The sequence below is a fragment of the Pseudomonas sp. TKO26 genome, from assembly GCF_003225665.1.
Taxonomy (GTDB): Bacteria; Pseudomonadota; Gammaproteobacteria; order Pseudomonadales; family Pseudomonadaceae; genus Aquipseudomonas; species Aquipseudomonas saponiphila.
In genome coordinates, this window is sequence record NZ_QKLN01000043.1 from 56,601 (window position 1) to 70,402 (window position 13,802).

The following is a 13,802-nucleotide window of genomic DNA, read 5'->3' on the forward strand; positions in this document are numbered from 1 at the left end:
TCAGGACTCCTTGCTGAACTGGATGTCGCGCAGGCTCAGGCCCGCGCGGTGCAGCTGCATGCTGATGCCCAGCTGCACCTGGCGCAGCTCGCCGAGCTTGCCCCGGTAGAACTGCTCGACCTGGGGCCGCCGTTCGTGGGCATAGGCCTCGGTGAGGGTTCCCTCTTCGGCCAGGTCGGTCATCTGGGAAATCAGCTCGTAGTTGAAGTCGCTCATCTGCCGGCGCAGGTCGGCGGCCTTGGCCTCCCCCGCCTGGAGGATCGCCAGGCCCCGGGGGTCATCCAGCACCGCCCGGCGCAGGCGCGACATGAAGGTGTGCATGACGATGTCGTATGTCTCGAACTCGAACACCGCCGGTTCCTTTTCGATGACCATTTCCGAGGCGTACTTCTCGCCGTAGAGCAAGGCACTGATGGACGACAGCTGGCGCACCCGCGGGTCTTCGAAGTCGTAGCTCAGGGCGTTGAGCGAGACGTCGAAGTCGTCATGCAGCTTGCCTTCGGCGCGCAGGGTTTCCACGGCTTCGGCGCCGGGATAGAGCTCCAGGCGCACGGTGTAGCGGCGCAGGTTGTAGCCCATGTACTGGCGCAGGAAGAGGTTGTTGTCGCGGATCTCCTGGAAGGTCGACCAGGGGTGGTAGGCGATGAAGCCGAAGGCCACGTAGATGCCGGCGCCGCGCACCAGTTCGATGGCGCGCTTGTTGTCCTCGACCGTGGATTTCTTCTTCCAGCGGTCCAGGCCGATCTGCGAACCCGACTCGATGCCGATCAGCACCTTTTCCAGGCCCGAGCGGTACAGCAGGTCCAGCAGCGGCTGGTCCTCGGCGTGCCAGTTCTTGGCCTGCATGCAGCAGTTGTAATAAATCTTCAGGCCGCGATCGAGTACGCCCTGGGCGATGTCGGCGATGCGCTGCTTGGCGAACGGCGCGCCACCCGGGTCTTCGAAGGTGGAGTCGACGAAGTCGAAGGTGTTGAAGTTGTACTTGTGATACAGGCGCTCGATTTCGTCGACGATGTTGTCCGGGGTCCTGGCCCGCCACAGCTTGCCGGGGTTGATCTTGTTGCCGGCGTGGGGGGCGTTGCAGAAGGTGCAGCGAGCGGTGCAGCCGCGGGTGGTGGCCAGGCGCAGGTAAGGCAGCTTGCCATGGTTGAGTTCGAACTGATCCCGGGCCGGTTCGGGCAGCATGTCCAGTTCCGGCAGCGGTTTGCCGATGGGGTTGTCGATGACGAACCCGCCCTCCTCGCGCCAGCTCAGGCTAGGCACCGAGGCGTAGTCGCCGTGATCCCAGAAGGCTTCCACGTAGCGCACCAGCGGCACATCGCCCTCGCCCCGCACCAGGGCGTCGAGGAAGCTCCAGTTGGGGTTGCTCAACAGCTTGGAGCCGAGGAAGGTGGCCAGCGGACCGCCGGCCAGAAAGGCCACCCGCGGCTCCAGCGCCGCACGCAACGCCGCACCGAACGCGGTGGCGTGGCTGACGGTGACCGTGGTCAGGGAGAACCCGATCAGGTCGGGCTTGAAAGCCACCACCTCGGCGATGGCGATCTCGTCGCCGTGCTGGATCGACTTGACCTCGACCACCAGGCACTCGGCCCCCAGGTCCCGCAGGATCGACACCAGGTAACTGACGCCCAGGTGCTCGGAGCTCATCACCAGGTCGCCGTCGAGCAGCACCGGGAAGCACACCCGCATGGGCTGCGGCTTGCGGAAGTCGACACTGGAATGCAGTGGATTGGCCGCCGGCGCATCGAGCGACTCGGCCAGATTGGTCAGGGGAATCAGCCCTTCGGCGGCGTTGGTGAACGGCACGGTTTCCATTAAAAGTACCCAATTTGCTGTAATTGGCTGTCCATGAAGCGCTGCTCTTCTTCACTCATGCGGGGCCCGCCGCTGCCTTTGCGCCCGGGCTCGCGCCGGGGCTCCTGGGGCGGTTCCAGCAGCCAGTGGCCTTCGAGCCCTTCCGGCACCGGCAGCCCCAGGTGGGCGAGGATCGTCGGGTAGATGTCTTCGATCCGCGCTTGCAGCGCGGCGTCTTGCGCAAAGTTCGAACCGCGAATGAAGACGATGCCGTCGGGGCGATGCACCCCGCGCTGGGTCGGCGTGCTCCAGACCTGCCCGGTGAGGCTCGGGGTCGGCATGACGCTGAAGTCCCTGGGGATCAGCAGGTAGTCCGGGGCATCCGTCAGCCGCGCACCGGCATAGACCTGGTCGGCGCGGACCAGCCTGAACCAGGGCTGGCCCTGATCGTCGAGCACCTGGGCCAGGGCGCGCTTGAGGCGCTCTTCGGCGGCCGGCAACTGCTCGTCGGTCAGGCGGCCCTGGGCCTCGCGCCCCACCCGGTTGGCGTTAAGGCCGAAGCAGCCGGGAGTGGGCATGTAGAAGTCGGTGCGCGACCAGTCGATCAGCCGCCGGTAGCTGGCGGGGTCATCGAACCAGGAGCCCGCGCCCGGATCGTCGTGCGCCGTCTCGGCGCCGTCCTGTTGCCGTTCGAAACGGGTGGCCAGCAGGCCATGCTGCTGGAGGAATTCGTGCACGCTGAAGTCGGCCTCGCACAGGCCGAAACCGTGATCGGAAGCCACCACCACCAGGGTCTGGTCGTCGGTCAGGGTCAGCAAGGTGCCCAGCGCCCGGTCGATGTCGACGTAGCACTGTTCCACCGCCGCGCTGGGGGCCTGGGCATCGCCCCAATAGTAATGACTGACCCGGTCGACTTCGGTAAAGACCACGAAGAGTGCATCGACCGGCCGGTTCTTTTGCAGAAAACAGCAAGTTTCGGCGCGACCATCGATAAACTTTCGCGCCTGTTCGCAATAATCTTCCTGGCCGCGATACATGGTGACCAGATCGGAGTGATAGTGCAGCCCCGCCTGCATCAGTTCATGCATCAAGTTGCCGGGAGCGGTATATCTCAAAGTCTTGGCCAGGGGCCAGCTGATCATGTACCCGCCCTGCAAGTCGGCCGGTGGATGAGTCATGGGAATGTTATAAGCGCCGACTTTCAGGCCATGGCGCTGCAAGGTCAGCCAGCAGGGTTCGCGCCCGTAATCGGCGGCATTCATGGCGCGGAAACGATAGTCGGCGCTGTGGGTCGACCAGAACTGGTAGATCCCGTGCTCACCCGGGGAAACCCCAGTAAACATGGAGGCCCAGCCCGGTGCGGTATGGGGTGGAAAGGTCGATTGCAGCACCCCGTGGGCGGCGCGCCGACGCAACGCGCTGAAGTTGGGCAACAGGCCCCGCGCCATCAATTGCTGGAGCACGGCATGGGAGGCGCCATCGACACCGAAGACCAGCAACTTCAACTTTTGATCTTCCATGATCACTCACTCCCAAGAGACAAACATAATGAACAGCAGGTTACGAACAGGCACCGGCCGACCACTGGCCTATAACCACTTATAAAAACAATCAATCAAGGTTCTGCTCTTTCAAACTTGAAAGATGCAGTGCAACTTGCAAATGGACAGTTCAATCAATGGCAATGGCACAACCAACCGACATGGCCTGGATGAACAAGCTCCCCTGTAACAAACATCAACTTGCAACAAACTTGCTCAGCGTATTCACCGGCTGTTCATCAGCCGCCGAACCTGCGAGCGTCTTGCCTTCCCCTGGGGGCCCGCTCAGTGACTGTGCAGCCCCTGGCTGGCCAGCGCCGGCCGGGCCGCTCGACTGTCGCCGCCCAGCGCTCCGCGCTCGACGATCTTCATCGCTCGCACATCGCACTTGAGGCTGGCGCAGATGTAGTCGAAGGCCTTGACCGGATCGCAGGTGGTTCCGCAGGTGAAGATGTCGAGAAACAGCGCACCGTGCTCGGGATAGGTGTGAAAGGAAGCATGGGACTCCGCCAGCATCACCAGCACCGTCGCCCCCTGGGGCTCGAAGCGCTTGGTCATGGTGCCGCACACGGTGGCTCCCGCTTCGACGGATGCTGCGCACAGCAACCGGGTCAGGGCCTCTAGGTCGTTGAGCTTTTCGGGAGAGATCTGATAGAGCTCGCCCAGGGTGTGCCTTCCAAAAAAAGCATTGGCATCCGGGTTCATATGACATCCCTGTATCGACACGGGCGGGTAGCGATGGTCGGTGAATAAATGGCTGCTGGAGCCCCACTGCACTGCTTGCAGGGCTCCGATGATGGGGCAGCCAGCGCCCGCGAATCCACAATTGCGTTCGTGGGGTTATTTGAGTTTGTGAGCAAATTATTCCAATTGTTTCCGAGCCGTCTTGCACAACTCATCGCCGGCGCCAGACCGTTCGCCGGTCTTCTGCCCCACTGCTCCCCCCAGGGTTGATGCCGAATCGCCGCCAGGGCGCCCGGTGCCTGTTTGCAGTGAGCGGCGGCGCATGAGGCGGCCGCCGGAGCGGCTCATTGCGCTGGCGGCGCCTGCAATGGAGCACGCCGTTGCGCCCAGAACGGGCGCTCGCGGTAACGCTCGGGCCGGGCGTAAGTGGCGGCCAGGTGCTGGCTATAGCGGGCCTGCACCTCGCGCATCTGCACAAAGTAGTGCTGACCGGCGCGCGGGTCGCCGGCCAATTCCCCCTCGATCGCCGTGGCCGCGCTTTCCGCCGAGGCTAGGGCATGGAACAACCCCTGGGATGACAGCGGGTCGAAAGCCAGCATTGAATCGCCAACGGCGTAGAAGCCCGGCCCCGGCACCCCGTCGGCGGTATTCAAGAGCACGCTGCCGGCCGGTCGCACCCGGGTTGCCAGGGACGCAACAGCCTCGGGCAGCACCGGCGCCAACAGCGGCAGGCGCCTGGCGTGGCGCAGCAGCGCCGGCCCGTTGCGCAACGCTTGCAGGGCCGGATCCCGCCCATCCAGATGGTAGGCCAGCACCCGATCGCCCGAGGGCAGGCGCACGCTGTACCACCAGCCATCCACATCCGCGCAGGTCCGCGTGCAACGGTCCTGGTCCTGTGCCAACGCCGGAAGCCGGGCATGGACGCAGAGCAGGCGGTCCTGCGTCTGCTGGCGCAGGCCCAGAGCTCGACACAGGACCGCGCTGCGGCCCGTGGCGTCCACCAGGGCCCGGGCGCTGTAGCACTGCCCTGTGCGTTCATCTTGCACCTGCCAGCGCCCACCTTCGCGCCGCACCTGAACACCTCCGGCTACCGCCGAGAAGACCGCCCCCGCTGCGCCTGCGGCGTTGCGCAGCATCGCGTCGAACCGCACACGGTCCAGGTGCCAGCCAGGGCCGTTGGGGTCACGCAGGGCATCGAACCACACCGCTTGCGAGGTTTCCCACACTGAAACACTGGCACCGCGTGGTGCATGGCCGTCCGCCAGAAAACGCTCCAGCAGCCCCTGTCGGCGCAACAGCACCGCCGCCGCGCCGGGCAATGACTCGCCGATGCGCCAGGCCTGTGCAGCGGGCGAGGACTGGCTCGGCAGGCTGCGCTCCAGCACTCGCACGCGGTGCCTTGGCGCCAGCCTGTGGGCCAGCGCCGAGCCCGCTGGCCCGGCGCCGAACACGATGACATCGCAATGGCTCTCCAGCGCGGGCCGAGCCGTTGCGCTCACGGTTTCAACGTCCCGCTCATGAAGGCCCTGCGCATGCCGCTGTCGGTGAGTTTGCGCTCCTCGCGACTCAGGTCGTCACCGCCACGATCCTCGACCTGCATCACCGGCGGGAAGTCCGGATCGTCGGCGACGCCCTCGCGCACCTCGACGATCCCCTGCCGATCAAAGTGCTCCACCATCACCTGCAATTGGTGCTGGGCCCCGGCACCCAGCGTGCGGTCCCACTCGGAACGCTGCCAAAAGGCCGCCAGGCGTTCTTCACGATCCAGCGTGGTATCCCTGACCTTGCGATAGTTCTCCTCGCTCAAGACCTGATTCGGCACCCGGGCCGGCCAGAAGGTCGGCAAATAGGGATCGTATTGCTTGTCGTAGCCGGAGCGACAACTGGCGGTGTCGGTCTGCCAGGGAATCGCCATCCAGCGGGTGATCGCTCCAGGAAACTGGGCATACAAGGGGCCGTCATAGGACAGGGCCTCCGCCACGGTCAGCGTCTTGCCGTAGTCCGGCTCGGGATTGTCGGCAGCGCGGTGGCGCCAGCGATAAGGCTCCATGTACATCGATGCATGCCGTACCGGCCAGGTCATTTCGCAGCCGGGATGGAAGGCGTCGGCCAGGCAGAACTCCAGGGCGGCGCGGTCGAGCATCGCCGGTTGTGCCGTTACGGACACTTGGTCGAGGCTGTGCACCGGCTCGTGGACAGGGTAGTAGTCGGCGCGGAAATCGCCCCTGGCCCACAGCTCCAGCATCCTCAGCTGGGTGGCGGTCAAGGCGTTCATCGCCCGTGGCGAGGCCGGCATGGGGATGTCCATCGCGTCGCCGTATACCCAAGGCCAGGGCTTGAGCGAAATATCCTGGTCCGCCGGATTGCGGAAAGCGTTGGCCACCGTGCGCCGCATTTCGGCGTAGAGACTGCCTGGCTGCGCGAGCTTGTGCAGGTAATCCGGGTCCAGGAAATGCTGCGCCATGCCATGGCCGAAACCGGCGGCGAAGCCGGCGTTCATCCACTGCAGGTCACACATGGCCTTGAGGATGGGCAAGATGTCATCTCGAAACGAAGGCCGGGTCGGGGTGGGCAGGAGTCCGGCCTGGATCGCCACGTCGGTCATCAACGCATACAGGGTCCGCACCGATTTCTGCTGCGGGCCGTAGTTGGGCGGCGCCACCACCACCCAGGCCGGAGCCACCTGCAACTCCCGCTCGCCGAGGCGGACCCGGGCGGTCACCGGACCGTCGCTGGTGTCGTCGTACCATCCGTCGTTGTTGGCGAAATCCGTAGGCGCCTGGCCGTCGCACGAGGCAGATTTCCCATGGCCGCCGAATACCCTCAAGCGCCCGCAATCATCGGTGCGCAACTCGCCCAGGGGGACCTCGATGCCAAAACAGGTGCCACCGTCAAATCGCAAGTGGGCGCCCTGGGCATTGGGGGCATCGACGCTGCGTATTCCGGGGAGTATCGCCAGGGTACTGCGCTCGCTCACCGCGGCATTGCGGCGCGTCGACGGCGGCGCCGTGAGCGCCTCGGGAATATCCATCGCCAGTTCAAAGCGGTACCAGGCAGCCTTGCGGTTGGCCAGTTCCACCGACCAGCTGATCTGCACGCCCTCTTCCATCAGCAACTCGCGAACCACCTTGCCATGGGCGTCATAGCCGTAGAGGCGAAATTCCGCGACTTCGCGCTTCAAGGCTCCAGTGGCGTCCCGGTAGAACCCTGGCGGCTTCGGTGCCGGTTCCACGACCTGTGGCCCGATATAGAAGCCATCCTCTTGCATGGAGTTTCCGACCCGCGCGATCCCTATCGACGGGTGAATTTTTGCGTAGACGATGTCCGCATTTCCAAGCTTCTTGCTCATAGCTCTTCCCTTCCCGTGGAAAAACACAATCCGCTGTTCGTATCGGCCTAGCAGATCAAGCATAGCGAAGGACAAAATCCACGTTGTTCCTGCGGACAGAATCCGAGATAACGCCGGGGAAGATCGCGACATTGACGACGCACAGGCCCGGCAGAGCCGCCGGGCGCATCAGCATGAGCGGTGATCGGGACTGGCCTCTCCCCCTGCCGCTCGGAGCAGCGCAGGCAGGACCACGCCAGCACTTCCTTTGAGCATTATTTCGTCCGCGCCAACCAAGCCAACCTCTTCAAGGTTGGCATGGATCACCGCGGCCCCGGCTGCGAGCGCCATTCCCGGAATGCCTGCTGCCGGCATGACTACGCCGGAAGTCCCCACGGAAATCAACAAATCACACTCTCTCACACGCCGTACTGCAGACCGCCACGCGTCCTCGGGCAGCTTCTCCCTGAACCAGACCACCCCCGGCCGAAGCCTTGCGTTGCAATGGTCACACCGCGGAGGCTCGATCAACTGCCCTTCCTCAGCAACCCTCAGCTGGTCAGGTGTCAATTCGCCTGGCCGGTGACATGCAAAGCATTTCGCGTCCATCAAGCTGCCGTGAACGTGAACCACGTCCAATGAACCAGCCCGCTCGTGCAGGTCATCGATATTTTGGGTAATGACGGACACCTCCCAGCCGGCATCTTGAAACCGGGGAATGCACAGGTGGGCTGGGTTTGGCTTCGCCCCGCTCACCTGATGCCGCCTCCACAGGTACCAACCCCATACGAGAGCTGGGTTCTCCTCAAAGGCGTCGGCTGTTTCCAGGCGTTGAGGGTCGTGCTTGGCCCATAACCCGGTTAGTTTGTCGCGAAACGTCGGTATTCCGCTCTCGGCCGAGATGCCAGCGCCCGAGAAAAAAACGATTTTCTTGGACCTGCGTAGAACATCGGCAGCTCTTTGCATTTGGCTCACGAGACACTCCTTGGCTCTGCAGCGACGACTGTTCAGTAAACATGGGAAATCCCCATGGTCCCAGCTTAGGCACTCATGGTTGATCGAGTTGTGGCGATCATTGACTTGGGATCGTGGAAAGGAACTATCGGATCTCGCTCGATTTGCCATCGAATCCGAAGTGAAGGTCTTCTTTGCTGATCCGCATAGTCCTTGGCAGCGCGGCACGAACGAGAAAAGGTACAGACCTGTCTCGCTGGAGTGCCCAGGAGATCCAAGCGGTAGTCCATGGGTTTCTTTGGCAGTTTGAAATCGGGGAGATCAGCCCAGCGCCGGAAAACCTCGTCGGCCACGACTTCACTCTCAGCCAACGACTCCAGAATCAAACCCCGTTCGTGCGTTGCTCGGATTCCAGGTCAGTGAATTCGGATTGTGGATAGCGCATTTCAAGCGTCGAAAGATACGAGCTGCAAAATTGCGGGCTGCTGGATTTCTTCGACGGCTACTCGCCCTGTTTTTCGACTGCGTCATTGGCCTTATAACGCTTGATACTGCGGGTCTTTTTCCGGTTGGCCGGAAACGCAACTACCGTAAGTGACGGATCGGGCACCAGCCTGATCAAGAAACGGCTTGGCGTAGTAGATCGGGATGACGTAAGAGACCAGCTGGCTGGATCTTTTATAGGCGACCGAGATTCCGATGACCGTGCCATTGCTGCCAAATACAGGGCCGCCACTATGCCCTTCATTCAAGGCCAAGTTGGTTTGCCACCACGGTTTGTAGCCGCCATCGACCTCGGCCAATTCTGCCGTTTTCATACCGGAGGGTATTAGCGAAAGCCCCCCCCCGCCGTACCCCAGGGCCATCAATGGCGCCGCGACCGGCGTCGGCACTGCCGTACCGATCGCAACAGTCTGCCAGCCCTTGCCGTTGTCGCGCGGCGCCAGTTGCAGCAAGGCAATATCCCTGACCTTGTCACGCGCGACCACGGTGGCCGAGACGTTGCCAGCCCCGCGGCTGCCGACCTTGACTTGGATCGTTTCGGATTCGACCGTTACATTTCCCACCGGGCTGATTACGTGATTGTTGGTGATGACCAGTCCCGATTCGGACACGATGAAACCCGAGCCACTGCTTTCACACTTGCCATCGCCATTGGTCAGAATGCAGGTGTAATCGATGCGCGTCATGGCTTCCTTATTGCGCTGGAACAGACAGCTGGCGTCCATGGCGTGCGCCATACCCAGAGGCATGGCCGTCAACAGCAGCGTGATCGCGAGTTGATTCATGCCGGTCATGCGTCGATTCCTTCAGAGATTGAGGTTCAGCCGAGACAGAGGCTTATAGCCATCCCGCATCAGTTCAGCTTCGGTGTAGGAGCGGCGACAAACACCGCCGCAGGACGTTTTGGTGGTTGACTCGATGACGACATGGAAGCGTCCGTTGGGACCGTTCGCGGTGCTTTCGAGCAGTCGAACATGAGATCCGGCCTTGTTCACGATGTCGCCAGGTTGCACCGCGTCCCAACGCACCGCGGTACTGACTTTGGCATTCGGCAGGCTGCTTGTGGTGTAGTAGGCCCCTGTTTGCCAGGCATAGGAAACGAAGCCAGAACAGTCGAGCCCCGTCGCACCGGAATAAACGCAATCGGCATTGCGGCATGTGCAATCCGAACCCGCCAGCTTGCCGTCATCGAGGTGTTTGCGGAAAGTCTCGAGTGAGCTGGCATAACCGCCCCATCGGTAGGGAATCGCGGTGACTTCCTTCTCCAGGAACGCGTCCAGCCGGCTTGGCCGGTGCCAGATATTAGCCGTGGGGTTACACAGGTTGGGAACCCCGTCGCGGCTGTAGTTCCTGGTATGCATCATCCACTTGAGCTCCAGTGCCTCAAGCGCTTTTTTCAAAATGCTCTGGCGACTGACTTGCTGCAGAGCCACCAGGCCGACAGTGCTGGTTCCGTTCAACTGCTCCAGTTGCTTGAGGGTGTCTGTCTGCGAGGCAATCAGTTGAACATCGGAGGACCGGGCAATGGCCACCGGCTCGGCAGTGCCGACTTTGGAAAACTCCATGGGTTCAACTGTGACCAGTCCATCCTTGGCGAATAACAGGCTGACGACCACACCGTTGGTCAATCGCGCGAACGGGCGACGGATATTGCACGCATAGGCGTCGGGTGCCACGTACGCCTCGGTGGTGGGCGTGCCTTGGGCATCGGTGTTGATCAGGCGCACAAAACTCTGTTCTTCTGGTGCTTTCACGGTCTCCTGCGTTGCAATCAGGGCGCCGTCCATGGCGCTCGCCCAGAGCATGCGCACATCGACCAGGCGTCTCTGCGAAGCAATGCTCGTCTGCTTGAACCCGGTACTGGATTGGGTGTTGTTCCCCACGGCAAGCGTGGGCTTTTCCATTTTGAAATTAAAGGACGTCGCAGCCAGCAGGCCAGGGTCCGTAAGCTTGCCCAGCCGATTGCTGTCGATATCGACGGGCACTTGTTTGCCGGTGAGGTTCTCAAGCGTGAACCTGCTGTCCGAAAGCACCACGAAACGGGGTGTGCCCGACTCGGGGTCGTAGCCGGTGGATGTACGTGCAATGACCTTGGCCGCATTTGAAACCAGCACCACGTCGCCCAGCGCCCCGGCCACCAGATAGCCTGATGTTGTCGAGAGCAGATCAACTGGCTCAAGCAGGTCGGAGGGCAACTGGATCTCTGTGGCGGCTTTTTCACCGACAACCAGAATCTTATGGTTGACACTATCCAGAATGGCCAGCTGGCCATCGGGGCCAGAAGCGATCGTGGTCGGTCCCCTGCATTCTTCATTGGGAATGCGCTCGACACCGACCTGGCCGACGCCACTGCCTATCGGCAAGTCAAGCGAACCGGTGATTTGAGCCTGGGCGGTAATCGAGGAAATCAGGGTCGTCAGCAATACAAACCCGCAGTAAAACCTGGCGCGCATATGAGCCTCCCACTGGAGATAGCGTAGGTGCCATTTACTGCTGGCATTGAGTACTGTCAGTACGCTAGCAGTGGTCCGGTTTTTCACAAGGTGCGTTCGCTAAAACTGCCCACTACGTGCCGAACGGTGCTCGACCGTCTGCCCGCAGCCGCGATCATTCAGGGTGCTGCAGACCCTGTAAACGTCTTCTACCCATAGCGCCCTCTCATCCGGTAGCCCTTTCAAGGGAGCCACATGAGCTGAATCGCCCCAGTTTTGGTAACACCTCTTGGCGGATAAAGCGCTACAGCAATCCTCAAGAAGAATTGCAGCAGGACGATGATCAACACGCCGAGCTGGGTCATCTGCGAGCGGAACTCAAGCGGGTCACTGAAGAGCGGCGGTGTTTATGGCTATCGCAAGGTCCACGACGATCTGCGTGAGGTCGGTAAAGATTGTGGTCGGAATCGTGTGGCGAGGCTGATGCGCCTTGAAGGTCTGCGCTCTCAGACAGGATATCGACAACGCCCTGCAAAGTGCGGAGGAAAACCATCTGTGTCGCCGAGGGAGTCATCATTGCCGGTAACACTGGTATCCGAGAATGCCGTTGCGAGTGTCTGAGCAGAGTCAGGGCTAAATGCTCATATCGCTATCCAAGCGACTCCAGCAACAAACCGATTCAATGCACGTTCGAATTCAAGACTCTTATTCGGGACTCAGTTCAGGAATTGAAAGCGCTGGAGGGTGCTGGATTTCAGTGAAACCCGCCAGAACGAAAAAAGGACCCGAAGGTCCTTTTTGCGATCGCTGCAGAACTCGTGGAACTCTGCAGCGCTATGTTTGGAGCGGGAAACGAGACTCGAACTCGCGACCCCGACCTTGGCAAGGTCGTGCTCTACCAACTGAGCTATTCCCGCAATGTCTTGGTGTTGCGCATTCTATAGAAATCCGAATGCGCGTCAAGCCTTTGATTCAAAAAAACTTATTTTTTCTCGTTGTCAGTTTTCAGGTGCGGCCAGGCAGCCCGCAGGTACTGCAGCATGGACCACAAGGTCAGGCCCGCCGCCGCCAGCAGCAAGGCGTAACCCACCAGCACCCAGAAGCTGAAATCCGAAGGGTTGGCCAGGAGAATCACCAACGCCAGCATCTGTGCCGCGGTTTTCCATTTGCCCATGTTGGACACCGCCACCTGGGCCCGGGCGCCGAGTTCGGCCATCCACTCGCGCAGCGCCGAAATGACAATTTCACGGCCGATGATCACCGCGGCGGGCAAGGTCAGCCACAGGTTGTGATGCTCTTGCACCAGCAACACCAGGGCCACCGCCACCATCAACTTGTCGGCCACGGGGTCGAGGAACGCGCCGAATGGCGTGCTCTGCTGCAGGCGTCGCGCCAGATACCCGTCGAGCCAGTCCGTGGCGGCCGCGAAGGCAAACACTGAACTGGCTGCCATGTAGCTCCAGCTATAGGGCAAATAGAACAGCAATATGAAAATCGGGATGAGCAGGACGCGTAGAACGGTGATCAGATTCGGGATATTCATCGGCACAACTGGCTACGAGGTGATGGGGCATTCTACTCGCTGTGCAGGTTTGCATAAATCAACTCTGCGAGCTTTTTACTGATCCCCGGTGCTTTGGCAATCTCGTCGATGCTGGCACGGGACAGTTCCTGCAACCCACCAAAATGTTTAAGGAGATCACGTCGACGCTTGGGTCCGACGCCCGCCACCCCTTCCAGGGTCGAGGTGCGCCGGGTCTTGCCGCGTCGGGCACGGTGACCGGTGATCGCGAAGCGGTGAGCCTCATCGCGGATTTGCTGGATCAGATGCAAGGCTGGGGAGTCGCCCTTGAGGGTGAACTCATGGGCCGCATCATTGAGGTACAGGGTTTCGAAACCGGCCTTGCGCGTGGCGCCCTTGGCCACGCCAAGGAGAATCAGATCCGGCACCGCCAGCTCGTTGAGCACGTCACGGGCCATGGACAGCTGCCCCTTGCCGCCGTCCACCAGGAGAATGTCCGGCAGCTTGCCCTCGCCTTCCTTGAGCTTGCTGAAGCGTCGGGTCAGGGCCTGGTGCATGGCCGCATAATCGTCGCCGGCGGTGACGCCTTCGATGTTGTAGCGCCGGTAATCGGATTTCAGCGGCCCTTCCGGGCCGAACACCACGCAGGACGCCACAGTGGCCTCGCCGCTGGAGTGACTGATGTCGTAGCACTCCAGGCGCTGCGGTGGCTCATCCAGGTTCAGCACTTCGGCCAGGGCTTCGAATCGCGCCGCGACATGCTGACGGTTGGCCAGGCGCGCGCTCAGGGCCTGTTCGGCGTTGGTCACCGCCAATTGCTGCCAGCGCGCCCGGGTGCCGCGGACCCGATGGCTGATGGTCAGCTCGCGCCCGCGCAACTCATCAATGGCAGCGATCAGGGTCGGGAAGTCGTCATGCACCACGTTGACGATCAGCTCGGAAGGCAGGTCGCGCTCCGGACTGCTGACAAAATACTGGCCGAGGAAGGCCGACATGACTTCCGCCACGTCTTCCTCGATGCCCACCTGGGGGAAGAAGTTCTT

Annotated in this window: 10 protein-coding genes, 1 tRNA gene and 2 pseudogenes; 2 read left to right on the plus strand and 11 right to left on the minus strand. The window is 61.8% G+C overall.

All coding sequences use genetic code 11. The features are described from left to right. The 6 genes from DNK59_RS30855 to DNK59_RS30880 all read right to left on the minus strand — a co-directional run bounded on the left by DNK59_RS30855 (nt 1) and on the right by DNK59_RS30880 (nt 8,322). Nucleotides 1-1,815 (minus strand): B12-binding domain-containing radical SAM protein, encoded by a 1,815-nt coding sequence (locus DNK59_RS30855; protein ID WP_110725764.1) that lies wholly within the window; start codon nt 1,813-1,815, stop codon nt 1-3. Beyond that, nucleotides 1,815-3,314: an alkaline phosphatase family protein gene (locus tag DNK59_RS30860; RefSeq protein WP_110725765.1), complete on the minus strand. Its 1,500-nt coding sequence runs from the start codon at nt 3,312-3,314 to the stop codon at nt 1,815-1,817. Before DNK59_RS30860 ends, DNK59_RS30855 begins: the two co-directional genes overlap by 1 nt. Before the next feature lie 306 nt (nt 3,315-3,620). Continuing rightward, entirely contained in the window at nt 3,621-4,040 is a 420-nt protein-coding gene (speD, locus tag DNK59_RS30865; protein WP_016964572.1) for an adenosylmethionine decarboxylase, read from the minus strand. Nucleotides 4,041-4,363: 323 nt separating this feature from the next. Next, nucleotides 4,364-5,518 carry an NAD(P)/FAD-dependent oxidoreductase gene (locus DNK59_RS30870; RefSeq protein ID WP_218281285.1) on the minus strand — a complete coding sequence of 385 codons (1,155 nt, stop codon included), beginning with the start codon at nt 5,516-5,518 and terminating at the stop codon, nt 4,364-4,366. Further along, a complete protein-coding gene (locus DNK59_RS30875) occupies nt 5,515-7,368 on the minus strand; it encodes a LodA/GoxA family CTQ-dependent oxidase (protein ID WP_110725766.1) in 1,854 nt (617 codons plus the stop codon). Before DNK59_RS30875 ends, DNK59_RS30870 begins: the two co-directional genes overlap by 4 nt. Before the next feature lie 168 nt (nt 7,369-7,536). Then, nucleotides 7,537-8,322 carry an NAD-dependent deacylase gene (locus tag DNK59_RS30880; RefSeq protein WP_110725767.1) on the minus strand — a complete coding sequence of 262 codons (786 nt, stop codon included), beginning with the start codon at nt 8,320-8,322 and terminating at the stop codon, nt 7,537-7,539. Nucleotides 8,323-8,407: 85 nt separating this feature from the next. Between DNK59_RS30880 and DNK59_RS30885 the strand changes: the two are divergent. Further along, a pseudogene (locus DNK59_RS30885) lies at nt 8,408-8,591 on the plus strand (transposase); the annotation flags it as partial. 246 nt (nt 8,592-8,837) lie between these two features. Here DNK59_RS30885 and DNK59_RS30890 read toward each other — a convergent pair. Further along, nucleotides 8,838-9,599, minus strand: a complete 762-nt coding sequence (locus tag DNK59_RS30890) for a S1C family serine protease (RefSeq protein WP_110725768.1) — start codon at nt 9,597-9,599, stop codon at nt 8,838-8,840. A gap of 12 nt (nt 9,600-9,611) precedes the next feature. Next, on the minus strand, nt 9,612-11,258 hold the full coding sequence (locus DNK59_RS30895) for a C40 family peptidase (RefSeq protein WP_110725769.1): 1,647 nt from the start codon (nt 11,256-11,258) through the stop codon (nt 9,612-9,614). Nucleotides 11,259-11,533: 275 nt separating this feature from the next. Here DNK59_RS30895 and DNK59_RS30900 point away from each other — a divergent pair. Continuing rightward, a pseudogene (locus tag DNK59_RS30900) lies at nt 11,534-11,798 on the plus strand (IS3 family transposase); the annotation flags it as partial. Between the two features lie 280 nt (nt 11,799-12,078). Here the strand turns inward: DNK59_RS30900 and DNK59_RS30905 are convergent. The 3 genes from DNK59_RS30905 to DNK59_RS30915 form a co-directional block, all read right to left on the minus strand. Then, nucleotides 12,079-12,154: transfer RNA gene (locus DNK59_RS30905), tRNA-Gly, on the minus strand. A gap of 65 nt (nt 12,155-12,219) precedes the next feature. Next, a complete protein-coding gene (gene pgsA / locus DNK59_RS30910; protein WP_011061839.1) occupies nt 12,220-12,780 on the minus strand; it encodes a CDP-diacylglycerol--glycerol-3-phosphate 3-phosphatidyltransferase in 561 nt (186 codons plus the stop codon). A gap of 32 nt (nt 12,781-12,812) precedes the next feature. Continuing rightward, the coding region (locus DNK59_RS30915) for an excinuclease ABC subunit UvrC (protein ID WP_110725770.1) at nt 12,813-13,802 on the minus strand (990 nt) is incomplete at its 5' end.